We start from the raw sequence: 25,217 nt of genomic DNA, 5'->3' as shown, positions 1-25,217 counted from the left end.
ACCGCTAAATCTTGTGGCTTTCCCGTGACATTCCGTGCGGCGCACACTATAAGATGCGGGTCCAAGGCAGGATAAGAAGACAATGACCGAACCCGCCCCCCAGACCTCCGATTACGGCGCCGATTCCATCAAGGTTCTCAAGGGCCTGGAAGCGGTGCGCAAGCGTCCCGGCATGTATATCGGCGATACCGACGACGGCTCGGGCCTGCATCACATGGTCTATGAGGTCGTGGACAACGGCATCGACGAGGCGCTGGCCGGTCATGCCGATTTCGTGCGCGTGAAGATCCATGCCGACAGCAGCGTCTCGGTGCGCGACAACGGCCGTGGCATTCCGGTGGACATGCACCCGACCGAGGGCGTCTCGGCGGCCGAGGTTATCATGACCCAGCTGCATGCCGGGGGGAAGTTCGACCAGAACAGCTACAAGGTCTCGGGCGGCTTGCACGGCGTCGGCGTCTCGGTGGTGAACGCGCTGTCGGACTGGCTGGAGCTGCGCATCTGGCGGGGTGGCAAGGAACATTACGCCCGCTTCGAGAACGGCGACACGGTCGAGCACCTGCGCGTCGTCGGCGAGGCCGGGCCCGGCGAGAAGGGCACCGAGGTGCGCTTCCTCGCCTCGTCCAAGGAGGACCGGCCGGACGGCACCTTCTCGAACCGCGACTTCAGCTTCAAGGTGCTGGAGAACCGGCTGCGGGAGCTGGCCTTCCTGAACTCGGGCGTGCGCATCATCCTGGAGGATGAGCGCCATGCCGAACCGCTGCGGACCGAGCTTTACTATGAAGGCGGCGTGCGGGAATTCGTGAAGTTCATCGACCGTTCCAAGACCCCGGTCATGCCCGAGCCGATCTTCATCCAGGGCGAGAAGAACGGCATCGGCATCGAGGTGGCGATGTGGTGGAACGACAGCTATCACGAGACGGTGCTGCCCTTCACCAACAACATCCCGCAGCGCGACGGCGGCACCCATCTGGCCGGCTTCCGCGGCGCGCTGACCCGGGTCATCAACAATTACGCCCAGTCGAACGCCCAGGTCCGCAAGGAAAAGGTCGATTTCACCGGCGACGACGCGCGCGAGGGGCTGACCTGCGTGCTGTCGGTCAAGGTGCCGGACCCGAAATTCTCCAGCCAGACCAAGGACAAGCTCGTCTCCTCCGAGGTGCGCCCGGCGGTCGAGGGGCTGGTGGGCGAGAAGCTGGCCGAATGGTTCGAGGAAAACCCGGCCGAGGCCAAGTCGATCCTCGGCAAGATCATCGAGGCGGCGCTGGCCCGCGAGGCGGCGCGCAAGGCCCGCGAGCTGACCCGGCGCAAGACGGCGATGGACGTGGCCAGCCTGCCCGGCAAGCTGGCGGATTGCCAGGAAAAGGACCCGGCGCTGTCCGAGCTGTTCATCGTCGAGGGCGACTCGGCCGGCGGCTCGGCCAAGCAGGGCCGCTCGCGCCAGAACCAGGCGGTGCTGCCCCTGCGCGGCAAGATCCTGAACGTGGAACGGGCGCGCTTCGACCGGATGCTGTCCAGCGACCAGATCGGCACGCTGATCACCGCGCTGGGGACCGGCATCGGCCGGGACGAGTTCAACCTGGACAAGCTGCGCTACCACAAGATCGTCATCATGACCGATGCCGACGTGGACGGCGCGCATATCCGCACGCTTCTGCTGACCTTCTTCTTCCGGCAGATGCCGGAGCTGATCGAGGCCGGGCATCTCTATATCGCCCAGCCGCCGCTCTACAAGGTCAGCCGCGGACGGTCCGAGGTCTATCTGAAGGACGAGGCGGCGCTGGAGGATTACCTGATCGAGCAGGGCATCGACGGCGCCAGCCTGCGGCTGGGCAATGGCGAAACCCTCAGCGGCGCGGACCTGGCCCGGGTGGTCGAGGAGGCCCGCACCGCGCGGCGCGTGCTGCGCGCCTATCCGACGCATTACCCGGCGCATATCACCGAACAGGCCGCCATTGCCGGCGCGCTGGTGCAGGGCCGGGTCGATGCCGATGCGCAGGGCGTGGCCAATGCCGTGGCGCAGCGCCTGGACATGATCGCCGAGGAATACGAGCGCGGCTGGACCGGCCGCCCGACCCAGGATGCCGGCATCCGCCTGACCCGGCTGCTGCGCGGGGTCGAGGAAAGCCGCACCCTGGACGGGCCGATGCTGCGCAGCGCCGAAAGCCGCCGGCTGGGCGCCATGACCGATGCGCTGCACGAGATCTATGGCCAGACCGCGCATCTGATCCGCAAGGACCGCGACATCCCCATCCACGGACCGATCAGCCTGTTGCAGGCCATCTTCCTGGAAGGCGAGAAGGGCCTGTCCTTGCAGCGTTACAAGGGCCTGGGCGAGATGAACCCGGAACAGCTGTGGGAGACCACGCTGGACCCGGCGGCGCGGACCATGCTGCAGGTGCGAATCGAGGATCTGAGCGAGGCCGACGACATCTTCACCAAGCTGATGGGCGATGTGGTCGAACCGCGTCGCGATTTCATCCAGCAGAACGCGCTGAGCGTGGAAAATCTGGACATCTGAGTCGCACCGTCGTCAAATCGCCACAGGCGAATCATCATTTCTTGTTACAACCTATGGTTTATTGTTGCCATCATGCCGCGCATTGCGCGACAGAGTGACCCCATCGCGACGCCGTTCTTGCAGCCTGCCGGTTGCAGGGCTAGCAGTTAGGAAATTCGATGCCTCGGGACGCTGCGCCCTGCCGGCATCACCATCTATAGGAGATGTGGACATGTGCGCTGTTTGTGTTAAGACCCCTCGCGCCGCCGCCGTCGCGGCCTCGCTGGTCCTTGGCTCGGCTCTGGCTGCGAATGCGGGTGGCTATACCCCCCCGGTCGTTGACACCGGCGTCGTGGCCCCGGTCATCGAGGCCGCGCCGGTTGGCGACTGGGCCGGCGGCTATGCCGGTCTGACGCTGGGCTATGCCTTCGGCGGCGACGACGCGGTCGGCGTGGACCAGCCCGAAGTCGGCACCCCCGCTTCGCTGGAGATCAGCGGGGCGAATGCCGGCCTGCGTCTCGGCTATCGCTGGCAAAGGGACCGCTGGGTCTTCGGCCCCGAACTGGGCTATGAAGGCGGCAAGATCGAGGACAGCTTCTCGACCGGCGGCTACGAGGCCGAATCGGAGATCAAGAGCGTTCTCGCCCTGCGCGTGAAGACCGGCTATCTGACCGGCAACGACATCCTGGTCTACGGGATCGTCGGTGTCGCCCGCGCCAAGGTCGACTACCGCGTCGAGGGCGACGGGGACCATGGCCCGATCGCCGTCAACGACTCCTATTCGAAGACCGGCTACATCGTCGGCCTGGGTGCCGAGAAGAAGCTGACCGAACGCCTGTCGCTGACCGGCGAATACGAATATGCCAATTTCGGCAAGGAAACCCTGGAAGACGGCCTCGGCGCCTCGACCCGTGCCACCCCGGATTTCCACAATGTGAAACTGGGTCTGAACTTCAAGTTCTGATCCGCCGTCCTGATCCGGCTCCACGGATTGAAAGGGTCGCCTTCGGGCGGCCCTTTTTCGTCAGCGCCGGGCCAGCGGCATGGCGATGGCGCGGGCCCCGCAGGCAACGGCCAGCCCCTGCGGCACCAGCGCGCGCAGTGCCGGATCGTCATGCATCAACCCGCCGGTATAGGCGCCGAAGGCCGGCAGCAGCAGATGGTCGCGCCCGATCAGAAAGGCGCGGCGGCGCTCGCCCGCCAGCCGCACGGCGGGATGGAAATGCCCGGCGATGTCAGGCCCTTCCGCCGGCTCGTGCCGCAACGCGACGCGGCCCAGGGTCGCGCTGTCCGCCACCCGCCCCGGCATGCCCGACGGCGCGCCGGGATCGTGGTTGCCGGCGATCCACAGCCAGCCCCGCCCCTGCGCCAGCCGCGCCAGCGAAGCCGCCACCAGCGGGTCCAGCGCCTCGGCCGCCGCCAGATCGTCGAAACCGTCGCCCAGGCTGACGACGCACTGCGGCTGCAGAACCGCGATCTCGGCCGCCAGCCGCTCCAGCGTCGCCAGCCCTTCATAGGGCGGCAAAAGCGGACCGCCGCGCCGGGCCAGACGCTCGGACTTGCCCAGGTGCAGGTCGGCCACGATCAGCCAGCCACCATCGGCCCACCACAGCGCGCCCGAGGCCCGCGCCTCAAGCCGCAAGCCATGGAAATCAAAGGCGTATCCGCTCATGCGATCCCTTCCAGCCCGGCCTCGGCCATCAGCGCCTCGGCCTCGATCTGCGCCAGCCGCTCGCGCCCCTCGCCGCGGATCGGCACCCGGCCGACCTCCAGTAGCAAGGGCGCGGCCATGGGCGAGACCCGGTCGAGCATCCGATGCTCGCGCCGGGGCGAGCGGTCCAGCATTTCCTCGATCCGGCCGAAATCGACAAGGCCCCGCCCGGCCTCCTCGGCGGTGATGCGCAGCAGCAAGTGGCCGGGATCGTATTTGCGCAAGGTGTCGTAAAGGATGTCGCTGGAAAACGTCGCCTGCCGCCCGGTTTTCCGCTGCCCGGGCATGTTGCGCTGGATCAGCCCGGCGACGGTGGCGACATTGCGGAAGGTGCGCTTCATCACCGCATTCCCGCCCAGCCAGTCGCCCAGGCCCGCCCGCAACCGCGCCCGATCCAGCAGCGGCGACGGATCGCGCAGCGGATCCAGCGACCAGACCAGCAGCGCGTAATCGGTGGACAGGAAACCCAGGGGACCCAGCCCCTCCTCCTCCATCTCGCGGGTCAGCAGCAGGCCCAGCGTCTGCAGGGCATTGCGGCCGGCGAAACCGTAAAGCGCGAAATGCCACAGCCCGGCATGGGGAAAGCTTTCCGACAGCAGCCCCGGCTCGGGCAGGGCCGAGACCCGGGCCTGCAGATCCAGCCAGTCGCGGGTCTGCTCCGGCAAGGCGCCATGCCGCGCCGGATCGCCGATCAGCGCCAGCACGCGATGCGAAAGCTGCGTGGACATGGCCAGCTTGACGCCGGAATAGACCGCGATCTTGGGCTGCCGGGTGGGGTCTGGCGTGACCTCGATCACCATCTCGCGCATCGCGTCCATGCGCACCACCCGGCCGCCGATCAGGAAGCTGTCGCCGGGGGTCAGGCTGGCGGCGAAGCCCTCCTCGACCTCGCCCAGCGGCACGCCGCCGCGGCCGCGCAGCCGGACCTTCACCATCTCGGCCTCGACGATGGTGCCGACATTCATCCGCAGCAACTTCGCCGCCCGCGGGTCGCGCAGCTGCCACAACCCGTCCCGCAGCATCAGCCGCTGCCAGCGGTCATAGGCACGCAAGGCATAGCCTCCGGTCGCGGCGAAATCCAGGCAGGCATCGAAATCCGGCCGCGTCAGGCCGCGATAGGGGCCGGCCGTCACCACCTCGGCATAAAGCGCATCGGCGTCGAAGGGCGCAGCGCAGGCGGTCAGAAGGATATGCTGGCACAGCACGTCCAACGGCCCCGGTCCGCGCGGATCGCCATCCAGGTCGCGTTCGCGCACCGCCTCCAGCGCCGCGACGCATTCGATCTGCTCGAAGCGGTTCGCCGGCACGATCCGCGCCTTCGAGGGCGCGTTGTAGCGGTGGTTCGCCCGGCCGATGCGCTGCACCAGCCGCTTGACGTTCTTGGGCGCGCCGACCTGGATCACCAGATCGACGGCGCCCCAGTCGATGCCCAGGTCCAGGCTGCCGGTCGCGACCACGGCGCGCAACTCGCCCGCCGCCATGGCCGCCTCGACCCGGGCCCGCTGTTCGCGTGCCAGACTGCCATGGTGCAAGCCGATGGGCAGGTTCTCGTCATTCTGGGCCCAGAGCGCCTGGAAGAACAGCTCGGCCTGGGCGCGGGTGTTGATAAAAATGATGGTGGTGCGGGCCTCGCGGATCGCCGCCAGCACCTCGGGGATGGCATGATGCCCGCCGCCGCCCGACCAGGGCGCGGGCCGGGCGGTGGGCAGCATGGCGATGTCGGGATCGGGGCCGGGATCGGCCTCGACCACCGACACCGGCTGCGCGCCCGCCATGAACCCCCCCAAAGCCTGCGGATCCTCGACCGTCGCCGACAACCCCGTGACCCGCAGCCCCGGCGCCAAGGTCCGCAGCCGCGCCAGCCCCAGCATCAGCTGGTCGCCGCGCTTGCTTTCCGCCAAGGCATGCAATTCGTCCAGGACCACCCGGCGCAAGCCGCCGAAGATCGCCGGCGCCTCGGGATAGCTCAGCATCAGCGCCAGGCTCTCGGGCGTGGTCAGCAGGATCTCGGGCGGATCGACGCGCTGCCGGCGGCGCTGGCTCTGGCCGGTATCGCCCGTCCGGTCCTCGACCCGCACCCCCAGCCCCAGCTCCGCCACCGGCCGCGCCAGGTTGCGGCCGATATCGGCGGTCAGCGCCTTCAGCGGCGAGACATAGAGCGTATGCAGGCCCTTTCGGCCTTCTCTGTTTTCCAAATACCCATCCGGCCGCGCCGCCTGCGCCAGTTCCACCAGCGAGGGCAGGAACCCCGCCAGCGTCTTGCCGCCGCCGGTCGGCGCGATCAGCAGGCTGTCCCCCTCGGCGGCCAGCAGCGCCAGCTGATGCGGATGCGGCTGCCAGCCCTGGCGGGCGAACCAGTCCTGGAACGCGGCCGGCAGGATCACAGCATCGCCTCGAGCGTTTCCAAATGGTCCGCCTCGGCTGCCGGCTTGTCCCAGCGGATGCGGCTGATGCGCGGAAAGCGCATCGCCACGCCCGAGCGGTGCCGGGTCGAGCGGTTCAGCCCCTCGAAGGCCACCTCGACCACCAGCTTCGGCGCCAGCGCCCGGACGGGCCCGTAACGCTCGACGGTGTTCTGGCGCACGAAACGGTCCAGCTCGCGCAGCTCGGCATCGGTAAAGCCGAAATAGGCCTTGCCGACCGGCACCAGCTCGCCGCCATCCCACAGGCCGAAGGTGAAATCGGAATGAAAGCCCGAGCGCTTGCCATGGCCCCGCTGCGCATAGATCAGCACCGCATCGACCACCATCGGGTCGCGCTTCCACTTGAACCAGGGCCCGCGCAGCCGGCCGGCGACATAGGCGCTGTCGCGGCGCTTGATCATCACCCCCTCGATCACCGCGGCGGGCGGATCGGCACGCAGCGCGGCCAGATCCTCCCAAGTGGCGAAATCCAGCAGCGGCGAGATGTCGATGCGGGTGCCGAAATCCACCGCCTCCAGCACCGCGCGGCGCATCTCCAGCGGCTCGGCCCGCAGGTCGCGGCCCTCCCACAGCAGCAGGTCGTAAAGCCGCAAGCCCGCCGGATGGCTGGACAGCAGGCCCTTGCCGACGGTCTTGCGGTTCAGCCGCTTCTGCAGCTCGCCGAAGGGCGCGACCTCGCCCTCGCGGCGCACGATCAGCTCGCCATCCGCGCTGCCCTCGAACTCCATCGCCTCGATGACGTCGGGAAAGGCATGCGAGATGTCCTCGCCGGTGCGGGAATACAGCCGCCGCATGCCGCCTTCGCTGACCGCCTGCACGCGGATGCCGTCCCATTTCCATTCCGCAAAATACGCGCCGGGGTCCAGCGCGCGCAGCTCGTCCAGATCGGTCGGCGTGGACAGCATCACCGGGCGGAACGGCGCCAGCGCCGCGCTGTCCGGCCGCGTCCCGCCGCCCAGCCAGCCGAACAGGGCCGCATAGGGCGGCGCGAGCCCGTGCCAGATCTCCTCGATCTCGGGGACCGAGGGGGCGCCCATCCCCGCCAGCGCCATCCGCGCCATGCGGGCCGAGACGCCGACGCGCAGGTTGCCGGTGGCGAGCTTCAGGAAGGCCAGCCGCTCGGACGGGCCCAGCCGGTCCAGCATCGCGGCAATGGCGCCGGGCAGCGCCGCCTTGCCGGTGCCCTGCAGCAGCGCCACCGCCTGGGACAGCGAAGGATCATCCTCGGCGCCCTCGGGCCAGATCAGCGCGATGGTCTCGGCCAGGTCGCCGACGAAATCATAGCTCAGCGCCAGAAGCTGGTCGTCGACCCGCTCGGCCGCCAGCCCGCGCAGAAGCGAGGGCGTGACCCGGCGCAGTTCCAGATCGCCGGTCAGCGCCGCCAGGGCCCAGCCGCGATCCGGGTCCGGCGTGCGTTCCAGATAGTGCTGCAAAAGCTGCAGCTTGGCATTGCGCGCCGGCGTGAAGGCCAGCCGTTCCAGCAGGGCGGCAAAGGCCTTCATTCCGCCTCGTCCTCGTAACCCACCAGCCGCAGCGGCCGGGCGGGGATCTGCGCCAGCTCGCACCAGCGGATCACGCCGTCCTCGGCGCCATGCGTGACCCAGACCTCGGCGGGCGCCAGTTCCGCCAGCGTGCTGGTCAGCGCCGGCCAATCGACATGATCGCTGATGACCAGCGGCAGCTCCACCCCGCGCTGCCGCGCCCGCGCCCGCACCGCCATCCAGCCCGAGGCGAAGCCGATCACCGGGTCGCGGAACCGCTGCACCCAGGGGCTGGCAAAGGCCGAGGGCGGCGCGATCACCAGCTGCGCCGCCACATCCTCGGCGGTGGCCGGCACCAGTTCGCCCAGATCGACGCCGCGGGCTGCATAGAAATCGCACAGCACCTTCAACGCGCCATGGATGGCGATGGGCGCGTCATAGCCGGCCTCTCGCATCAGGGCGATGACATGCTGCGCCTTACCCAGCGCATAGGCGCCGACCAGATGCGGGCGGTCGGGAAACTCGGCCATGCTGGAGAGCAGCTTTTCCACCTGCGTCGCCGGGTCGGGAAAGCGGAACACCGGCAAGCCGAAGGTCGCCTCGGTCACGAAGACGTCGCAGGGCACCGGCTGGAACGGCGCGCAGGTCGGGTTCGGCTGGCGCGCGTAATCGCCCGAGACGACGACGCGGCAGCCCCCCGCCTCGACGGCGATCTGGCTTGAGCCCAGCACATGCCCGGCCGGGTGGAATCCCACGGTGACGCCGCCGATGCGGGTTTCCCCTTCAGCCGCCTGGACCGAGCCCGCGAAGCCGTCGCCCATGCGCAGCCGCATGATCTCCAGCGTTTCGGCCGTGGCCATGACCGCGCCATGGCCGAAGCGGGCATGGTCGGAATGGCCGTGGGTGATCAGCGCGCGCTCGACCGGCTTCAGCGGGTCGATATGAAAGCCGCCTTCTGGGCAGAAAAGGCCGGCTTCGGTCGGGAACAGGATGGAATCGGCGCGCATGATCCGAAGATGTAGAACATTTCGTGAAAATCAAGCCGGGGACAGCGGTCGGCCCTCGAAGATCGTCTCCATCGAGAAAACGCCGGTGACGCGTTCCAGATCCATATCGGCGATCAGTTGCTTGTAAAGCGCGTCATAGCCCGCCATGCCGCCCACCACCGCCTTGGCCATGTAGTCCCATTCGCCGCCGATGCGGTGGAACTCGGTGATCTGCGGCAGCGACTCGATCCGGGCGCGAAAGCGCCGCGCCCAGGCGTCGTCGTGATGGCGGGTGCGGACCATGATGAACACCGTCAGCCCCAGCCCCAGCGCCGCGGCGTCGATGACCGCGCGGCTGCCTTGCAGCACCCCGGCCTCGGTCAGCCGCTGCAAACGCCGCCAGCAGGCGTTCTGCGACAGGCCCACCCGCTCGGCCAGTTCGCGCTGGGACAGGCTGGCATCGCGCTGCAGCAGCGCCAGCAGGCGGTTGTCGATTTCATCAATTATGAGAGTTTTATCGTTCATTTGACAATCAAAACACAGGATATCGGCTGATATTAAGAATGATTCCTCGGCTATTGCGGGTCAAGATGCGCGCATGAAGATGAGGAACCCGATGCCGCCTTTCGACAGCTACCTCGCCCAGCTGGGCGACGATCCGATGCAGGTGATCCATGACGGCGTGATCGGCCGCGACGCGGTGATCGACGGCCCCTTCGGGCCGCGGCGGATGATCTATGCCGATTACATCGCCTCGGGCCGGGCGCTGCGGCCCATCGAGGACTGGGTGATGGAAAACCTCCTGCCCTGGTATGCCAACAGCCATACCGAGGCCAGCCATTGCGGCGGCACCATGACCCGGATGCGCCGCGCCGCGCGCGAGGCGATCGGCGCGATCACCCATGCCGGGGCAGAGCATGCGGTGATCTTCACCGGCGCGGGCGCGACGCAGGGCATCAACCGGCTGGTGCACCTGCTGGGCGCGGGGCCCGGCACGACCGTGCTGATCGGACCTTACGAGCATCACTCGAACATCCTGCCCTGGCGCGAAAGCGGCGCCGAGGTCGTGACGATCCCCGAAGCCGCCACCGGCGGGCCGGATCTGGCGGCTTTGCAGCAGGCGCTGGCGCGGGCCGAGGGGCCGGTGATCGGCAGCTTCTCGGCCGCCTCGAATGTCACCGGCACGCTGACCGACGTGGCTGAGGTCACGCGCATCCTGAAGGCGGCTGGGGCCAAGGTGGCCTGGGACCATGCCGGCGGCGCGCCCTATCTGCCCATCGACATGCGGCTGGGCATGGATGCGGTGGTGATCTCGCCGCACAAGTTCATCGGCGGGCCGGGCGCTTCGGGCGTGATGATCCTGCGCCGCGAGGCGGTGGTCGCCGACCGCCCCAGCCTGCCCGGCGGCGGCACGGTGCGTTTCGTCTCGCCCGAGAGCCACGACTATGCCCTGTCGCTGGAGGCGCGCGAGGAAGGCGGCACCCCGAACGTGATCGGCGACATCCGCGCCGCGCTGGTCTTCCTGACCAAGGCCGCCGTGGGTCAGGACGCCATCGACGCGCGCAATGCCGAATGGCTGGCGCTGGGGATGGCGCGGCTGCGGAACCATCCGAGGATCGAGTTGCTGGGCAATCCGGACGCGCCGCGCCTGCCCTTCTTCAGCTTCCGCATCCGCGACGGGCGGGGCGGCTTTGTCCATCAGCAATTGGCGACGCGGATGCTGTCGGACCTTTACGGCGTGCAGGCGCGCGGCGGTTGCGCCTGCGCCGGGCCTTACGTCCATCACCTGCTGGGGCTGGGCCCCGAGGATTCGGCCCGGCTGCGCGCCGCCATCCTGGCCGGGGACGAGATCGAGAAGCCCGGTTTCGTGCGGCTGAACCTGTGCTGGGCCGCCCCGCTTGCCGAAATCGAGGCGATCCTGGACGCCGTCTGCGACCTGGCCGAACGCGCGCCGGATCACCTGGCGCATTACCGCTGCGACCGCGCCACGGCGATCTTCACCCCGGTGGCGGCGGAGTAGCGCGGCAGGCGACATAGTCGCGCACCAGGGCCACGCGGCGGGGCCGGAAGCTTTCGCCGCCCGGCCGCATGGCCCGGATGCGCGGGATGTGGAAGGTGCGGAAATCCTGCCGCAGCCGGCAATGCGCCAGCAGCATCATGTGATTGTCGCTGTAGGACATGCCCAGCGGCCAGATCTCGCGCGTGCTGGCCCGGCCCTGCAGGTCCAGATAGTCGATGATCAGGCTGCGCTCTTCCCACAAAGCCTGACGCAGCAGGGCCATGTCCACCTGCGGACTGGGACGCTGCGCCGGCTCGCGGAACAGCCGCATGGTGGCGTGCATGGCATGGCGGCCCTGGCTTTCCGGCAGGGTGGCGATGATGCGGGCCATGGCATCCTCGCCCGCGCGGGTCAGTTCGGGATCGCCCAGCGTGCGCAGGCCCGAGATGGCGAGCAGCAGCGCCTCGATCTCCAGCCGCGAGAAGCTTTGCGGCGGCAGGGCGGGGTCCTCGGTCAGCGTATAGCCCAGCCCCGCCTCGCCGTCGATCAGCGCGCCGCCGGCGCGCAGCGTGGCGATGTCGCGATAGAGCTGGCGGAGGGAGACGCCGGTCTCCTCGGCCAGCCGCGCGGCGGTCACCGGCGCGGGCAGGCGGCGCATCGCGTCCATCAGGCGCATCAGCCGGTCGGTGCGGGACATGCTGTCACCTTCTGTCAGGGGGCCGGCCCCATCATGCCCCCGCAACCAAAGGAGGCCAAGATGCTGACCCTATACCATGCCCCGAAAAGCCGCTCTTCCAGCATCCTCGTGCTGCTGGACGAATTGGGGATCAGGGACAAGGTGGATATCCGCACCGTCACCATCCCGCGCCAGGACGGCTCGGGCGGGCGCGATCCGGCCAATCCGCATCCCGAGGGCAAGGTGCCCTATCTGGTCAACGGCGAGGACTGGGTGCGCGAGCGCGGCGCCGTCGTGCTTTACCTGACCGACATGTTCCCCGAGGCCGGGCTGGGCCCGCTGCCGGGCGACCCGAGGCGCGGCCAGTATCTCAGCTGGCTCAGCTGGTATCAGGGCGTGCTGGAACCGGTCGCGATCCTGAGCTTCTTCAGGATCGAGCATCCGGCCTTGACCGCGACCCTGCGCGACTACGACACCGCCCTGCAGCGGCTGGACGAGGTGCTGTCGGGGCAGCCCTACCTGCTGGGCGGCGATTTCTCGGCCGCCGACCTGCTGGTCGCAGGCCTGTTCCTGTATTTCGGCGAAAGCATGCCGCGCACGCCCGCCGTCGACGCCTGGGCGCGGCGGATTCAGTCCCGCCCCTCGATGGCACGCGCGGCCGAGGGCGACGGCTGAGGCGCAGCCGCGGCGGGCAGCTTGGCCAGCTGCACCATCAGGATGCCCGCCGCCACGATCATCGCGCCGATCACGTCCGAGGCGCCGAATCGCTCGCCCAGCATCACCGCGGCGATGGCGACGCCGAAGATCGGCGACAGGAAGTGAAAGGTCGCCGCCCGCACCGCGCCGATGCGGTTCACCAGCCGGAACCACAGCAAGGTCGCGCCGATGCCCGGCACGGCCACGGTATAGGCAAAGGCCCAGAGCAGGCCCGCGCTCCACGCCACGGGGCGACCCCATTCCATCAGCACCGCCGGGACCAGCAGCAGGACGGCGCCCACCGCCATCTGCAGGCCCACCATCATCATCATGTTGCGGCTGCCCCCGGCCCCGCGCGCCGCCAGCGTGGCGAAGGTCAGCGCCACCATGCCGATCAGGCACAGGATCACCCCGGGCACGTCCAGCCCGTGCTGCAGCCGCACCCCCATGATCAGCGTGACACCGGCCACGCCCGCGACCAGCCCGGCCACGGCGATGGGGCGCAGCCGCTCGGCATAGAGCAGCCAGCCCAGGAAGGCGACGACCAGCGGCATCATCGAGGCGATGATGGCCGAGACCGAGGCCTCGACATATTGCATGGCGACCCAGCTGAACCCGAGGTAGAGCGCGTTCTGGCACAGGCCGAACAGGATCACCGTGCGCCATTCGCCGCGGCTCAGCCGCCAGCTCTGGCCCATGGCGCGGGCCAGCGGGATCGCCACCAGGGCGGACAGGCTGAACCGGATCACCAGCGCGGTCAGCGGCGGCGCGGCCGTGACGATCATGCGTGTCGAGGTGAAGGCCGAGGCCCAGAGGACCGCGAAGCCGAAACCCATCAGAATGGCCCTGAAATCCATCTCGCCCCCCTACCCTTGCCCCCCATGGGCTAGCAGATGGGCCGGCGGGCGCAAGGGCCCGGACCGGATCGGCGCCGGATCGGCGCCGGATCAGCGGCCGGAAACGAAAGAAGCCGCGCAGGTCATGCGCGGCCCCTTATGCGGCGAAAGCCGAAACTCAGGCGTTCACGCTGTCCTTCAGCGCCTTGGCGATGGTGACCTTGACCACCTTGTCGGCCGGCTTGGTCATCATTTCCTGGGTCTGCGGGTTGCGGACCTGACGCTCGGGGCGGGCGCGGCAGGCGACCTTGCCGATGCCCGGCAGGGTGACGGCGCCACCTTCGGCAACGGTGCGCGACACGACGGCCGAAAGCGCGTCAAGAGCCGCGGCGGCGGTCTTCTTGTCGCTGCCCATTTCATCGGCCAGCGTGGCGACGAGCTGAGTCTTGGTCATCGGTTTCGAAGCGGCCTGGGCCATATTCTGTCTCCTCGTTGTTCCCCGTTCGGGAAATTTTCGGACGCCACCTTGGCGGCACGCCTGCCGCTACACAAGCTTTTTCGGCGCAGATCAAGCTTTTTCGGCGGTTTTCCCCAGCAAACGCTGCGAAATTCGCCGCCAAAGCGCGGTTCTAGAGGAAGGCCGTCTCGTTGAAGGACCTCAACTTGCGCGAGTGGATGCGTTCCAGGGGTGTCGCGCGCAGCTTTTCCATGGCGCGGATGCCGATCAGCAGGTGGTTCGCGACCTGGGTGCGATAGAAATCCGTGGCCATGCCGGGCAGCTTCAGCTCTCCATGCAGCGGCTTGTCGCTGACGCAAAGCAGCGTGCCATAGGGCACCCGGAAGCGGAAGCCGTTCGCGGCGATGGTGGCGCTTTCCATGTCCAGTGCGATGGCGCGCGACTGCGACAGGCGCTGCACCGGGCCGGACTGGTCGCGCAATTCCCAGTTGCGGTTGTCGATGGTGGCCACCGTGCCGGTGCGCATGATGCGCTTGAGCTCGTAGCCGTCCAGCTGCGTGACCTCGGCCACCGCCTCCTGCAGGGCGACCTGCACCTCGGCCAGGGCGGGGATCGGCACCCAGACCGGCAAATCGTCGTCCAGCACGTGATCCTCGCGCAGATAGGCATGGGCGAGCACGAAATCGCCCAGGGACTGGCTGTTGCGAAGACCGGCGCAATGGCCGACCATCAGCCAGGCATGCGGGCGCAGCACGGCGATGTGGTCGGTCGCGGTCTTGGCGTTGGACGGTCCCACGCCGATATTGACCAGCGTGATGCCGTCGCCGTCCGGGCGCTTGAGGTGATAGGCCGGCATCTGCGGCATCTTGGCGCCGGTGGCGATGATATCCTCGGGGCGTTCCAGGATCTGGTTTCCCGGCGCGACGAAGCCCGTATAGCCCGAATCCGGATCGGCCAGCGCGCGGCGGGCGAAGGCCTCGAACTCGTCCACATAGAACTGGTAGTTGGTGAACATCACGAAATTCTGGAAATGCTCGGGCAGGGTCGCGGTGTAATGCGCCAGCCGGGCCAGCGAATAGTCGACGCGCTGCGCGGTAAAGGGCGCCAGCGGGTGGCTGCCGTCCGGGTTCGGCCCCGCGGTGCCGTTGACGATATCGTCGTTCATGGTGTTCAGGTCCGGCACGTCGAAGACGTCGCGCAGCGAATAGTCCAGCACGCCTTCCTGCGGGACGTTCAGGTCGCTTTGCGTCGCCACGGCGAAATGCACCGGCATCGGCGTGCCGCTGTCGCCGATCGCCACCGCCACGCCGTGATTGCGCATCAGCAGGCCGATCTGCTCGGTCAGGTAGCCGCGGAACAGGTCGGGCCGGGTGATCGAGGCCGAATAGGTGCCGGGCAGCGCGACATGGCCGAAGGACAGGCGCGAATCCGTCTTGGAATGCACCGGCACGGTCATGCGCAGTTCCGGGTAGAAGGCGCGATAGCGCGCCGCTGGCCGGCCGCCCTGCAGCGTGGCCAGGAACCGGTCCAGCAGGAAATGCGACGCCCGCTCGTAAAGCGCGATCAGCTGGGCCACGGCGGCGGCCGGGTCGTCGAAATAGACCCGCTCGGCAGGCTCGGGCGTTTCGATGGGAAGTCTCCGGCGGTCGGTCATCATGCGCGCTCTCCAGTTTCGGCGGAGAGTGCCAGCGCCGCCGCGGGCTGGCAAGCCGGCAGCGGAGGCCTTATCTGACAGGGGCAAAGGAGTGATCCGCATGGAATTTTCCATTCTCGACCTGGCGGTGGTGGCCGAAGGCTCGGACGCGCGGCAGGCCATCGCCAATTCCGTCGCGCTCGCGCAAGCCGCCGAAGGCTGGGGTTACAGCCGTTTCTGGCTGGCCGAACATCACAACATGCCCGGCATCGCCAGCGCCGCCACCGCGGTGCTGATCGGCCATGTCGCCGATCATACGCAAACCATCCGCGTCGGCGCCGGCGGGGTCATGCTGCCGAACCACGCGCCGCTGGCCATTGCCGAGCAGTTCGGCACGCTGGCGACGATCCACGGCGACCGCATCGATCTGGGCCTTGGCCGCGCGCCGGGCGGCGACGGCGCGGTGATGCATGCGCTGCGCCGTTCGATGCAGCGCAACGAGGATTTCCCCAACGACGTGGTCGAGCTGCTGCGCTATCTGGGCCCGCCGCGCCCCGGCGCCCCGGTCGCGGCGCATCCGGGCGAAGGCACGAACGTGCCGGTCTGGATCCTCGGTTCGTCGCTCTATGGCGCCAGCCTTGCCGCTGCGCTTGGCCTGCCCTATGCCTTTGCCAGCCATTTCGCGCCGGGCGATCTCGACCAGGCCGTGCAGCTTTACCGCGACCGCTTCGAGCCGACCGAATTCGGCACCCGGCCGCGCTTCATGCTGGCGGTGAACGTCATCGCGGCCGAGACCGATGCCGAGGCGCAGCGCCTGCGCACAAGCCAGATGATCAGCTTCGCCCGGCTGCGGCTGGGCATGCCCGGCCTGCTGCCGCCGCCGGTCGAGGACGTGCTGGACGCGATCCCGGTGCGCATCCTGCCCGCCGTCGAGCATGCGCTTTCGGTCAGCGCGGTCGGCGCGCCGGAAACCGTCGCGGCCCGGCTGGAGGAGCTGATCGCCCGCCACCGCCCCGACGAGCTGATCCTCGTCGGCAATATCCACGACCAGGCCGCGCGGCACCGTTCCTTTGCCATCGCGGCCGAGATCCTGCGGGGGCGCGCATGAGGATGCTGGTCTTCGGTCACGGCTATTCGGCCGGTTTCCTGACGCCCTTGCTGCTGGCCGAGGGCTGGCAGGTCACGGGCACCACCCGGGAGGCGACGGATCGCGTCGCGCCGACCGGGGCCGAGCCGCTGCGCTGGCCGGGGCAGGAGGAGGCGCTGCGCGAGGCCATCGCCCAAGCCGACGCGATCCTGGTCTCGGTCGGGCCGGACCGGGGCGCGGACCCGGTTCTGGCAGCTTTCGGCGCCGAGATCGCCGCGGCGCGGCCGCGCTGGCTGGGCTATCTTTCCACCACCGGCGTCTATGGCGACCGCGAGGGCGGCTGGGTCGACGAGGAAACGCCCTGCGCCCCCTCGACCCGGCGCGGGCGCGAACGGGTCGCGGCCGAGCAGGGCTGGCAGCGGCTGGCCGCCCAGCATGGGCTGCCGCTGCATATCTTCCGCCTCGCCGGGATCTACGGGCCGGGGCGCGGCCCCTTCGCCAAGGTCCGTGCGGGCACGGCGCGGCGCATCGTCAAGCCGGGACAGGTGTTTTCCCGCATCCATGCCGAGGACATCGCGCAAGTGCTGCTGGCCTCGATCCGCGCCCCCCGGCCGGGGGCGATCTACAATGTCTGCGACGACGACCCGGCCCCGCCCGAGGCGGTGATCGCTCATGCGGCGGAACTGCTGGGCCTGCCCCTGCCGCCCGCCGAGGATTACGCCAAAGCCGAGATGACCCCCATGGCGCGCAGCTTCTATGCCGAGAACAAGCGCGTCGCGAACGACCGCATCAAGCGCGAGCTGGGCGTGAGGCTGCGCTATCCCGACTATCGCGCCGGGCTGGCCGCGCTGGCCCGCGCCGAGGGGACCCCCGCCTAGCGGGCGATCGTGCAGCAGCCCGTCAGCATGCGCGAGGGCTGCTCCTGCCCGTCCAGGATCACGCTGACCGCCAGCGCATGGCCGCGGTCCGACATGCCATCCGAACATTGCTCGGGCCGCAGGAAGGCGGTGAGCCGGCCCTTGTCGTCGCCGGCAATGATGCCGCGCGTCGGCTCCCCCTCGATGCCGCGATCCATGACCTTGCGCAGCGAAAGCTGGCGCTCGGGCTGGTCGGGCTCGCTGAAGACCAGCCCCTTCTGCACCGTCTTGACCGACCAGAAGGGCTCGGTCCCGCTGCATTGCAGCGACAGCGGCAGCTCGGCTGGCTTCCAGGCCGTGGCCTGCGGCTTGAGAAAGCGCAATGCCACCCAGCCCGTGGTCTCGCCCACGTTCACGAGGCCCCATTTGCCCGATGCGTCGCGGTCCAGCAGCTCGACCCCCTTGGCGGTCGAGGCGAGCCGGCCGATGATCTTGGCCTGTCCATGCGGCGCCTCGCGCACGTTCAGCTTGTCCCAAGTCTCGACCACGGTGACGTCGAACAGGTTCGGAAGATAGTCCTGCGCCTGCACCGCCAGCGGGGCGGCAAGCACGAGGCCGGTCAGAAGGATACGCAGCATCGGTCTGCTCATGCGGGGCGAAGCCTCCAATCAGTCTACATCAAAGAAGTTAGCGTCAATCGAGCGTAACACATAGGTCCTGTCGATCCTGACACCGACGCCATGGTCGATCATCAGCCGGGCCAGCCGGGCACCGTCGATCAGCACGACACGCTGCTGCACGCGGCGCACGTAATCCCGCGCCTCGCGCGAAAAGGACGAGGTGGTCACGAACACGCCCTTGGTCGCGCTTTCGCCGGTCATCGACCCGATGAAAGCTTGCAGAGCCGGGCGCCCGACGACATTGTCCAGGGCATACCGCTTGGCTTGGATATAGACGGCGTCGAGACCCAGCTTGTCCTCGTTCACCACACCGTCAATGCCGCCGTCGCCCGAACGTCCGATAGCCTGCCCCATCTCGGCCCGACCATCGCCGTAGCCCATGGCAAGCAGAAGCTCGACGATCAGCTGCTCGAATCGGGCGGGGGAAAGGGTAAGAACCTGGTCAAGAAGGTCTTCGGTAAGGGCAGCATCCAGTTGTGCATACGCAGTCTCGATATGCTCTTCGGGCGTGGCAGCGTTGAGAGGCTCGACCACCGCGGCCGCTTCGCCGGCTCCGTCCTGCTGTTGTGAACGCCAGGCTTGATAGAGCGGGAACCGCTCCAGCACGGATTTGTCGATCCGCGCGCACCGTTGCGCCAAGAGCTGTTCACCCAGCGGTGTTATACGATAGCGCCCGCGCGATACCGCTTCGACAAGGCCAGCATGCTTCATGTAGTTCCGCGCCCAATGGGTGCGATTACTCATGGTGGTCTGCTTGCCGCTAGGCAGCAGTTCTTCCATCTGTTCATCTGTCAGGCCGAAGCGGGCCTGAAGGGCGGGAAGGCAGTCCGACACAGTCTGGCTTCCTGCCTGAATAAGCTCCAATACCGGCAACATGAGGTCTTCGAATTTCGGCAGATCGGCCCCACTCACGCCCGCTTTTCCCCAAGATGCGCCACGCCCAGAACCTCCAGCACCTTGGCCTCGATATCGGGGGCGGACATGCGGGCGCAGCGATACATGGCCTCGGGGCTGGCATGGTCGATGAATGTGTCGGGCAGCACCATCTGGCGGAAGCGCAGCCCGCCGTCGAAGACGCCCTCGTCGGCAAGCAGCTGCGCGACCAGGCTGCCGAAACCGCCGACCGCGCCCTCTTCGATGGTGATCAGCGCCTCATGCGTGCGGGCAAGGCGCAGGATCAGGTCGCGGTCCAGCGGCTTGGCAAAACGGGCATCGACCACCGTGGGCGTGATCCCGCGCGCCAGCAGCGCCTCGCGCGCCCGCATGACCTCGGCCAGCCGGGTGCCGAAGGACAGGATGGCGACGCGCTTGCCCTCGGCCATGACGCGGGCCTTGCCGATCTCCAGCACCTCGCCGCGTTCGGGCATCTCGACCCCGGTGCCCTCGCCCCTGGGATAGCGGAAGGCGATGGGGCCTTCGTCATGGGCGGCGGCGGTGGCGACCATATGCACCAGCTCCGCCTCGTCGGCGGCGGCCATGACCACGAAGCCGGGCAGGTTCGCAAGGAAGGCAATGTCATAGGCGCCGGCATGGGTGGCGCCGTCGGCCCCGACCAGACCGGCGCGGTCGATGGCAAAGCGCACCGGCAGGCGCTGGATCGCCACGTCATGGACGACCTGATCGTAGCCGCGCTGCAGGAAGGTCGAATAAAGCGCGCAGAACGGTTTCATCCCCCCCGCCGCCAGCCCGGCCGAGAAGGTCACGGCATGCTGCTCGGCAATGCCCACGTCGAAGCAGCGGCGCGGAAAACGCTCGGCGAAGAGGTTCAGCCCGGTGCCGTCCGGCATGGCGGCGGTGACGGCGACGATGCGGGCGTCGCGGCTGGCCTGATCGACCAGCGCCCGGGCAAAGACCGAGGTATAGCTGGGCGCGTTCGACTTGGCCTTGGCCTGCGCGCCGGTCTCGACATCGAATTTCGCCGTGGCATGGCCCTTGTCGGCGGCGCGTTCGGCCGGGCCGTAGCCCTTGCCCTTCTTCGTCACGGCATGGATCAGCACCGGCCCGGTGGCCCGTGCCTTGACGGTGCGCAAGAGCGGCAGAAGCTGGTCGAGGTCGTGGCCGTCGACCGGGCCGATATAGGAAAAGCCCAGCTCCTCGAACAGGGTGCCGCCGACGGTCATGCCCTTCAGCATCTCCTTGGCGCGGCGCGCCCCCTCCTGCAGCGAGGGTGGCAGGAAACCCACGGCGCCCTTGGCCACGGCCTTCAGGTCCTGGAACGGCCCCTCGGCGTAAAGCCGGGTCAGATAGCGCGACAGCGCCCCGGTGGGCGGCGCGATGGACATCTCGTTGTCGTTCAGCACCACGAACAGCCGCTTGCCCAGGTCGCCCGCATTGTTCAGCGCCTCGAAGGCCATGCCCGCGCTCATCGCGCCGTCGCCGATCACCGCGATGGCGTCGCCCGGATCGCCGCCGAGTTCGCGCGCCATGGCGAAACCCAGCGCCGCGCTGATCGAGGTCGAGCTGTGCCCGGCCCCGAACGGGTCATAGGGGCTTTCCGACCGCTTGGTGAAACCGGAAAGGCCGTTTTCCATACGCAGCGTGCGGATGCGGTCGCGGCGCCCGGTCAGGATCTTGTGCGGATAGCACTGATGGCCCACGTCCCAGATGATCTTGTCGCGCGGCGCGTCAAAGACCGCATGCAGCGCCACGGTCAGCTCGACCACGCCCAGCCCGGCGCCCAGATGGCCCCCGGTGACGGAAACGGCGCTGATCGTCTCGGCCCGCAGCTCGTCGGCAAGCTGCCGCAGTTCGCGATCCGACAGATCCTTCAGGTCGGACGGCAAGGCCACCCGGTCCAGGATCGGCGTCGAAGGGCGGTCGGAAGTCTCATGGGTCATGGCTTGCCCCTCTCCGGGCGGGCTGTCAGGCGTCGCGCTCGATAACGAAACGCGCGAGCTGCCGCAAGTTTCCTGCGGCCTCGCCATAGGGATCAAGGGCGGTTTCGGCATCGCGGACCAGCTGGCGCGCCTGGTCCTGCGCGCCCTGCAGGCCCAGCAGCGACACGAAGGTCGCCTTGTTGGCGGTGCCGTCCTTGCCGGTGCGCTTGCCCGTCTCGGCCTCGGTGCCGGTCACGTCGAGAATGTCGTCCTGGATCTGGAAGGCAAGGCCCAGACGGCGGGCATAATCCGCCAGCGGGCCGGGATCCTCGCCGGCCATGACCGCGCCGGCGGTGGCCGAGAACTGGATCAGCGCGCCGGTCTTGGCCTGCTGCAGCCGCGTGATGGCAGCAAGGTCCAAGGGCTCGGCGGCGGTCTCGGCGGCGATGTCCAGCGCCTGGCCCCAGACCATGCCGCCCCCGCCGACCGCCTCGGCGAAGCCGCGCACCAGCGCCAGCCGCCTTTCGGGCGCGCCGATCCGCGGATCGGCCAGCAGGCCGAAGGCCAGGCCTTGCAGCGCGTCGCCGGCCAGGATCGCGGTCGCCTCGGACCAACGCAAATGCACGGTGGGCAGGCCGCGCCGCAGATCGTCGTCGTCCATCGAGGGCAGATCGTCATGGACCAGGCTATAGGCATGCAGCGCCTCGACCGCCGCCGCGACGGGCAGCGCCGCCGGGTCGGCCAAGCCGAACAGCCGCGCCGATTCCATCACCAGGAAGGCGCGGATGCGCTTGCCGCCGGTGCAGGCATAGCGCATCGCATCGGTCAGCTCGCCCTCGGGCAGGCCGGCCATGGCCACGTCCAGCGCGGTCTGGACCTGCGCCTTCACCTCGGCAAGGCGGTCCCGCATCACAGCCCCTCGGCCGGAACGGTCCCGTCGGGCTGGCCGTTGGCCGCCAAAGTGATCTTTTCCACCCGCTCCTCGGCCTCGCGCAGGCGCTTGTCGCAATGCGCCCGCAGGGCCGCACCGCGCTCGTAGAGCTTGATCGATTCCTCCAGCGTCGCCTCGCCGTGCTCCAGCCGGCCGACCGTCGCCTCAAGCTCTTTCATCGCCTCCTCGAAGGACATGTTCTCGATCTCGGTCACGCGGCAGTCTCCCTCAGCACATCGACATGGGCGCGCGCCGAGCGGCCCAGAGCGGCAAGATCATAACCGCCTTCCAGCGCCGATACCACCGGGGCCGAACAGGCCGCCGCCGTGTCGCAGATCATCCGGGTGATGGCGGTGAAATCCGCCTCGCGCCACATCAGCGCGGCGAGGGGATCGTCGGCATGGGCGTCGAACCCGGCCGAGACCAGCACCAGCTGCGGCCGCCAGGCCGCGACCCGGTCGCAGATCGCCCGCCAGGCCGCGCGCGCCTCGTCCCCGCCGCTGCCCGGCGCCAGCGGCATGTTGACGATCTGGCCATGCGCACCCCGCTCCGAGGCCGCGCCGGTGCCGGGATAAAGCGGAAACTGATGCGTCGAGGCGAAGAGCGCGCGTTTCTCCTCCCACAGCACGTCCTGGGTGCCGTTGCCGTGATGCACGTCGAAATCCAGCACCGCCACGCGGTCCAGCCCGTGATGGTCCAGCGCCCGCAAGGCCCCGATGGCGACCGAGGAAAAGATGCAGAAGCCCATGGCCCGCGCCCGCTCGGCATGATGTCCCGGCGGGCGCATGGCGACGAAGGCGTTGGGCGCCTCGCCCGCCAGCACCGAATCGACCGCCGCGCAAACCCCGCCGACGGCATGGCGCGCGGCTTCCAGGCTGCCGGGCGACAGATAGGTGTCGGAATCCAGCATCATCCAGCCCTCGGCCGGCGATTTCCGGCGCAGCCCGGACAGGTATTCCGGCGGATGGGCGCGCAGGATGTCCGCCTCCGCCGCCTCCGGCGCCTCGCCCCGGACCAGGTCGAGCCCGCCCAATGCGTCCAGGACGGTATCCAGCCGCGCCACCTGTTCGGGATGGCTGGGCGGCGTCACATGCAAGAGCCCCGAGGGGTGCGTATAAAGCAAGGTCATCGGCCAAGGATTATGTGCGGCTTTCCCGCGCGGCAAGCCAATCTTGCGCAACCGGCCCGATCCCATGGCGACCACCCCGCCGGAAACCCCGTCCTTCTCCGTTTTACAAATACCCTCGGGGGTCCGGGGGCAGACAGCCCCCGGCGCAACGGCGAAGGATCAGACCGTCAGCCGCTGACCGTCATGGCCGGCGATGCGCAGCTCCATCAGCGTGCCCTCGGGCATGTCGCGCTGGAAAGCCACCTCGGTGAAATGCTCCGTCCGGCCCAGCCGCGGCCCCTCGGTCAGCACCATGCGCATCTCTCCGACCTGCGCGGCCAGATGCCGGGCCAGCGCCGCATCGCCCGCCGCGCGCAGCCGCGCCGCACGTTCCTTGATCGCCGGGCCCGGCACGCGCGGCATCCGCGCCGCCGGGGTGCCCTTGCGCGCCGAATAGGGAAACACATGCAGGAAGGTCAGGCCGCAATCCTCGACCAGTTTCAGGCTGTTTTCGAACATCGCCTCGGTCTCGGTCGGGAAACCGGCGATGATGTCGGCGCCGAAGACGATTCCCGGCCGCAGCTTGCGCGCATCCTCGCAGAAGCGGATGGCGTCGTCGCGCAGGTGGCGGCGCTTCATCCGCTTCAGGATCATGTCGTCGCCGGCCTGCAGCGACAGGTGCAGATGCGGCATCAGCCGCGGCTCGCTGGCGATGGCCAGCATCAGGTTCTCATCCGCCTCGATCGAATCGATCGAGCTGATGCGCAGCCGCGGCAGGTCCGGCACCAGCCGCAGGATGCGCATGACCAGATCGCCCAGCCGCGGCGTCCCCGGCAGGTCGGCCCCCCAAGAGGTCAGGTCGACACCGGTCAGCACCACCTCGTTGAAGCCGCGGTCCCGCAGCCGCTTGATCTGGTCCACCACCACCCCCGCGGGCACGGAGCGCGAATTGCCGCGGCCATAGGGAATGATGCAGAAGGTGCAGCGATGATCGCAGCCGTTCTGCACCTGCACATAGGCGCGGTGCCGGCCGAAGCCGTCGATCAGATGGCCCGCCGTCTCGCGCACGGACATGATGTCGTCGACCTGTACTTTCTCGGTCTCGCCGATCAGGTCGGGGGCCTGCATCGCGGCCCAGGTCGCCGGCTGCATCTTTTCATGGTTGCCGATGACGCGGCTGACCTCGGCCATGGCGGCGAAGGTCTCGGGCTCGGTCTGGGCGGCGCAGCCGGTGACGATGACCGGGGCGCCGGGGTTCTCGCGCGCCAGCCGCCGGATCTCCTGCCGGGCCTTGCGCACCGCCTCGGCGGTCACCGCGCAGGTGTTCACGATCACCGCGCCTTGCAGCCCGGCGGCCTCGGCCATCTCGCGCATCGCCTCGGTCTCATAGGCGTTCAGCCGGCAGCCGAGGGTCGCGAAAACGGGCGGCTTCAGGTCCTTCATCCCCGCCAGACCCCGTCGAAGACATGCGCGGTCGGCCCGGTCATCCAGACCCCGTCCTCGCGCCAGTCGATCTCCAGCACGCCGCCCGGCACGTTGACCTTGACCCGCCGCCCGGTCAGCCCGCGCCGCGCCGCCGCGACCACCGCCGCGCAGGAGCACGAGCCCGAGGCCAGCGTGATGCCGGTGCCGCGTTCCCAGATGCGCAGCACGATCTCGCTGTCCGAGACGACCTGCACCAGCTCGACATTGCTGCGTTGCGGGTAAAGCGGATGATGTTCGTGCAGGGGGCCGAAGCGTTCCAGGTCGACCGCCGCGGCGTCGGGCACAAAGAAGGTCATGTGCGGATTGCCCATCCCCGTCGCCACCGGATCGCCTTCGATGGGCAGGTGCAGCGTATCGACATCCTCGGCCAGCGGGATCCGCGCCCAGTCTAGGACCGGCGCGCCCATATTGACGCGAGTCAGGCGATTGCCCGCATCCTCGGCCGCAAGCACGGCATGGTCGGTGGCGAGCCGCAGGGCCGAGGCGCCCGATTCGTCCATCAGGAAGCGGGCCACGCAGCGCGTGGCATTGCCGCAGGCGGCCGAAAGCGAGCCGTCGGCGTTGAAGAACACCAGCCGCGCATCGGCATTCTCGCCGGGCAGGATGACGGCCATCTGGTCGAAGCCGACGCCGCGATGGCGGTCGGCGATGGCGGCCACGGTCGCGGCATCGGGCAGCGCGCCCGAGCGGCGGCCGTCGATCACCACGAAGTCGTTGCCGAGCCCGTGCATCTTCATGAAGGGCAGAGGGGCGCTCTGGCCGGGGTTTTGCTGGTGTTCCATGGCGGTGACATACTCCTGCCGGAAAGATTCTGCCAGAGGCGGCGATTTTTCCGCTTGACCCTGTCCGCCGCCG

The 25,217-nt window shown here is 68.8% G+C and carries 23 protein-coding genes; 6 read left to right on the top strand and 17 right to left on the bottom strand.

Features of this window, described 5'->3' with window-relative positions; genetic code table 11:
- Positions 1-82: 82 nt before the first annotated feature.
- Both gyrB and L632_RS0101250 read left to right on the top strand, forming a co-directional pair.
- Positions 83-2,521: a DNA topoisomerase (ATP-hydrolyzing) subunit B gene (gene gyrB / locus L632_RS0101255; protein WP_028713341.1), complete on the top strand. Its 2,439-nt coding sequence runs from the start codon at positions 83-85 to the stop codon at positions 2,519-2,521.
- 211 nt (positions 2,522-2,732) lie between these two features.
- Positions 2,733-3,464, top strand: coding sequence for an outer membrane protein (locus L632_RS0101250; RefSeq protein ID WP_028713340.1), 732 nt, complete (start codon positions 2,733-2,735; stop codon positions 3,462-3,464).
- Between the two features lie 60 nt (positions 3,465-3,524).
- Here the strand turns inward: L632_RS0101250 and pdeM are convergent, their stop codons facing one another.
- The 5 genes from pdeM to L632_RS0101225 are packed head-to-tail and all read right to left on the bottom strand — an operon-like array spanning position 3,525 to position 9,626.
- Positions 3,525-4,172 (bottom strand): ligase-associated DNA damage response endonuclease PdeM, encoded by a 648-nt coding sequence (gene pdeM, locus L632_RS0101245; RefSeq protein ID WP_028713339.1) that lies wholly within the window; start codon positions 4,170-4,172, stop codon positions 3,525-3,527.
- A complete protein-coding gene (locus L632_RS0101240) occupies positions 4,169-6,595 on the bottom strand; it encodes a ligase-associated DNA damage response DEXH box helicase (RefSeq protein ID WP_028713338.1) in 2,427 nt (808 codons plus the stop codon). Before L632_RS0101240 ends, pdeM begins: the two co-directional genes overlap by 4 nt.
- Entirely contained in the window at positions 6,592-8,136 is a 1,545-nt protein-coding gene (locus L632_RS0101235; RefSeq protein ID WP_028716198.1) for a cisplatin damage response ATP-dependent DNA ligase, read from the bottom strand. Before L632_RS0101235 ends, L632_RS0101240 begins: the two co-directional genes overlap by 4 nt.
- Entirely contained in the window at positions 8,133-9,122 is a 990-nt protein-coding gene (locus L632_RS0101230; RefSeq protein ID WP_028713336.1) for a ligase-associated DNA damage response exonuclease, read from the bottom strand. Before L632_RS0101230 ends, L632_RS0101235 begins: the two co-directional genes overlap by 4 nt.
- Positions 9,123-9,152: 30 nt before the next feature.
- Positions 9,153-9,626, bottom strand: coding sequence for an Lrp/AsnC family transcriptional regulator (locus L632_RS0101225; RefSeq protein WP_028713335.1), 474 nt, complete (start codon positions 9,624-9,626; stop codon positions 9,153-9,155).
- Positions 9,627-9,699: 73 nt separating this feature from the next.
- On the opposite strand from L632_RS0101225, the gene L632_RS0101220 reads away from it, so the two are divergent.
- Positions 9,700-11,121, top strand: a complete 1,422-nt coding sequence (locus L632_RS0101220; RefSeq protein WP_028716197.1) for an aminotransferase class V-fold PLP-dependent enzyme — start codon at positions 9,700-9,702, stop codon at positions 11,119-11,121.
- Here the strand turns inward: L632_RS0101220 and L632_RS0101215 are convergent.
- Complete coding sequence (locus L632_RS0101215; RefSeq protein WP_028713333.1) at positions 11,099-11,797, bottom strand: YafY family protein; 699 nt, start codon at positions 11,795-11,797, stop codon at positions 11,099-11,101. The genes L632_RS0101220 and L632_RS0101215 overlap by 23 nt on opposite strands.
- A gap of 60 nt (positions 11,798-11,857) precedes the next feature.
- On the opposite strand from L632_RS0101215, the gene L632_RS0101210 reads away from it, so the two are divergent.
- On the top strand, positions 11,858-12,451 hold the full coding sequence (locus L632_RS0101210; protein ID WP_028713332.1) for a glutathione S-transferase family protein: 594 nt from the start codon (positions 11,858-11,860) through the stop codon (positions 12,449-12,451).
- On the opposite strand, the gene L632_RS0101205 is transcribed toward L632_RS0101210, so the two are convergent.
- The 3 genes from L632_RS0101205 to L632_RS0101195 form a co-directional block, all read right to left on the bottom strand.
- The gene (locus L632_RS0101205; protein ID WP_028713331.1) at positions 12,406-13,329 is read right to left on the bottom strand and encodes a DMT family transporter; all 924 of its coding nucleotides are present in this window, start codon (positions 13,327-13,329) and stop codon (positions 12,406-12,408) included. The genes L632_RS0101210 and L632_RS0101205 overlap by 46 nt on opposite strands.
- 157 nt (positions 13,330-13,486) lie before the next feature.
- Positions 13,487-13,786, bottom strand: a complete 300-nt coding sequence (locus L632_RS0101200; protein ID WP_019352361.1) for an HU family DNA-binding protein — start codon at positions 13,784-13,786, stop codon at positions 13,487-13,489.
- 151 nt (positions 13,787-13,937) lie between these two features.
- Complete coding sequence (locus L632_RS0101195; protein ID WP_028713330.1) at positions 13,938-15,422, bottom strand: AMP nucleosidase; 1,485 nt, start codon at positions 15,420-15,422, stop codon at positions 13,938-13,940.
- Between the two features lie 97 nt (positions 15,423-15,519).
- Here L632_RS0101195 and L632_RS0101190 point away from each other — a divergent pair, with 97 nt between their 5' ends.
- Positions 15,520-16,506, top strand: coding sequence for an LLM class flavin-dependent oxidoreductase (locus L632_RS0101190; protein WP_028716196.1), 987 nt, complete (start codon positions 15,520-15,522; stop codon positions 16,504-16,506).
- Positions 16,503-17,363, top strand: coding sequence for an SDR family oxidoreductase (locus L632_RS0101185; protein WP_028716195.1), 861 nt, complete (start codon positions 16,503-16,505; stop codon positions 17,361-17,363). Before L632_RS0101190 ends, L632_RS0101185 begins: the two co-directional genes overlap by 4 nt.
- On the opposite strand, the gene L632_RS0101180 is transcribed toward L632_RS0101185, so the two are convergent.
- The 8 genes from L632_RS0101180 to dapF all read right to left on the bottom strand — a co-directional run bounded on the left by L632_RS0101180 (position 17,360) and on the right by dapF (position 25,144).
- Positions 17,360-17,980: a COG3650 family protein gene (locus L632_RS0101180; RefSeq protein WP_028716194.1), complete on the bottom strand. Its 621-nt coding sequence runs from the start codon at positions 17,978-17,980 to the stop codon at positions 17,360-17,362. The genes L632_RS0101185 and L632_RS0101180 overlap by 4 nt on opposite strands.
- Before the next feature lie 30 nt (positions 17,981-18,010).
- The gene (locus L632_RS0101175) at positions 18,011-18,934 is read right to left on the bottom strand and encodes a restriction endonuclease (RefSeq protein WP_028716193.1); all 924 of its coding nucleotides are present in this window, start codon (positions 18,932-18,934) and stop codon (positions 18,011-18,013) included.
- Entirely contained in the window at positions 18,931-20,859 is a 1,929-nt protein-coding gene (gene dxs / locus L632_RS0101170; RefSeq protein ID WP_028713325.1) for a 1-deoxy-D-xylulose-5-phosphate synthase, read from the bottom strand. Before dxs ends, L632_RS0101175 begins: the two co-directional genes overlap by 4 nt.
- Before the next feature lie 25 nt (positions 20,860-20,884).
- On the bottom strand, positions 20,885-21,748 hold the full coding sequence (locus tag L632_RS0101165) for a polyprenyl synthetase family protein (RefSeq protein WP_028716192.1): 864 nt from the start codon (positions 21,746-21,748) through the stop codon (positions 20,885-20,887).
- Positions 21,748-21,984 (bottom strand): exodeoxyribonuclease VII small subunit, encoded by a 237-nt coding sequence (locus L632_RS0101160; protein WP_028713323.1) that lies wholly within the window; start codon positions 21,982-21,984, stop codon positions 21,748-21,750. The genes L632_RS0101165 and L632_RS0101160 overlap by 1 nt, the downstream gene beginning before the upstream one ends.
- Positions 21,981-22,898 (bottom strand): histone deacetylase family protein, encoded by a 918-nt coding sequence (locus tag L632_RS0101155; protein ID WP_028716191.1) that lies wholly within the window; start codon positions 22,896-22,898, stop codon positions 21,981-21,983. The genes L632_RS0101160 and L632_RS0101155 overlap by 4 nt, the downstream gene beginning before the upstream one ends.
- Before the next feature lie 159 nt (positions 22,899-23,057).
- Entirely contained in the window at positions 23,058-24,320 is a 1,263-nt protein-coding gene (gene mtaB / locus L632_RS0101150; protein ID WP_028713321.1) for a tRNA (N(6)-L-threonylcarbamoyladenosine(37)-C(2))-methylthiotransferase MtaB, read from the bottom strand.
- On the bottom strand, positions 24,317-25,144 hold the full coding sequence (dapF, locus tag L632_RS0101145) for a diaminopimelate epimerase (protein WP_028713320.1): 828 nt from the start codon (positions 25,142-25,144) through the stop codon (positions 24,317-24,319). The genes mtaB and dapF overlap by 4 nt, the downstream gene beginning before the upstream one ends.
- Positions 25,145-25,217: the final 73 nt, after the last annotated feature.

This window comes from Paracoccus sp. J39 (assembly GCF_000518925.1).
Lineage (GTDB): Bacteria > Pseudomonadota > Alphaproteobacteria > Rhodobacterales > Rhodobacteraceae > Paracoccus.
The sequence above is the reverse complement of the archived record's forward strand: the minus strand, read 5'-3'. Positions and strand labels throughout refer to the sequence as shown.

Bases quoted from the DNA above. Each gene is read 5' to 3' on its own strand.
- L632_RS0101185 (WP_028716195.1), top strand. From the start codon at position 16,503: ATGAGGATGCTGGTCTTCGGTCACGGCTATTCGGCCGGTTTCCTGACG.
- L632_RS0101225 (WP_028713335.1), bottom strand. From the start codon at position 9,626: ATGAACGATAAAACTCTCATAATTGATGAAATCGACAACCGCCTGCTG.
- L632_RS0101215 (WP_028713333.1), bottom strand. From the start codon at position 11,797: ATGTCCCGCACCGACCGGCTGATGCGCCTGATGGACGCGATGCGCCGC.
- mtaB (WP_028713321.1), bottom strand. From the start codon at position 24,320: ATGAAGGACCTGAAGCCGCCCGTTTTCGCGACCCTCGGCTGCCGGCTG.
- L632_RS0101205 (WP_028713331.1), bottom strand. From the start codon at position 13,329: ATGGATTTCAGGGCCATTCTGATGGGTTTCGGCTTCGCGGTCCTCTGG.
- L632_RS0101230 (WP_028713336.1), bottom strand. From the start codon at position 9,122: ATGCGCGCCGATTCCATCCTGTTCCCGACCGAAGCCGGCCTTTTCTGC.
- L632_RS0101200 (WP_019352361.1), bottom strand. From the start codon at position 13,786: ATGGCCCAGGCCGCTTCGAAACCGATGACCAAGACTCAGCTCGTCGCC.
- L632_RS0101195 (WP_028713330.1), bottom strand. From the start codon at position 15,422: ATGATGACCGACCGCCGGAGACTTCCCATCGAAACGCCCGAGCCTGCC.
- L632_RS0101210 (WP_028713332.1), top strand. From the start codon at position 11,858: ATGCTGACCCTATACCATGCCCCGAAAAGCCGCTCTTCCAGCATCCTC.
- pdeM (WP_028713339.1), bottom strand. From the start codon at position 4,172: ATGAGCGGATACGCCTTTGATTTCCATGGCTTGCGGCTTGAGGCGCGG.
- L632_RS0101235 (WP_028716198.1), bottom strand. From the start codon at position 8,136: ATGAAGGCCTTTGCCGCCCTGCTGGAACGGCTGGCCTTCACGCCGGCG.
- L632_RS0101180 (WP_028716194.1), bottom strand. From the start codon at position 17,980: ATGCTGCGTATCCTTCTGACCGGCCTCGTGCTTGCCGCCCCGCTGGCG.
- dapF (WP_028713320.1), bottom strand. From the start codon at position 25,144: ATGGAACACCAGCAAAACCCCGGCCAGAGCGCCCCTCTGCCCTTCATG.
- dxs (WP_028713325.1), bottom strand. From the start codon at position 20,859: ATGACCCATGAGACTTCCGACCGCCCTTCGACGCCGATCCTGGACCGG.
- gyrB (WP_028713341.1), top strand. From the start codon at position 83: ATGACCGAACCCGCCCCCCAGACCTCCGATTACGGCGCCGATTCCATC.
- L632_RS0101220 (WP_028716197.1), top strand. From the start codon at position 9,700: ATGAAGATGAGGAACCCGATGCCGCCTTTCGACAGCTACCTCGCCCAG.
- L632_RS0101190 (WP_028716196.1), top strand. From the start codon at position 15,520: ATGGAATTTTCCATTCTCGACCTGGCGGTGGTGGCCGAAGGCTCGGAC.
- L632_RS0101165 (WP_028716192.1), bottom strand. From the start codon at position 21,748: ATGCGGGACCGCCTTGCCGAGGTGAAGGCGCAGGTCCAGACCGCGCTG.
- L632_RS0101155 (WP_028716191.1), bottom strand. From the start codon at position 22,898: ATGACCTTGCTTTATACGCACCCCTCGGGGCTCTTGCATGTGACGCCG.
- L632_RS0101250 (WP_028713340.1), top strand. From the start codon at position 2,733: ATGTGCGCTGTTTGTGTTAAGACCCCTCGCGCCGCCGCCGTCGCGGCC.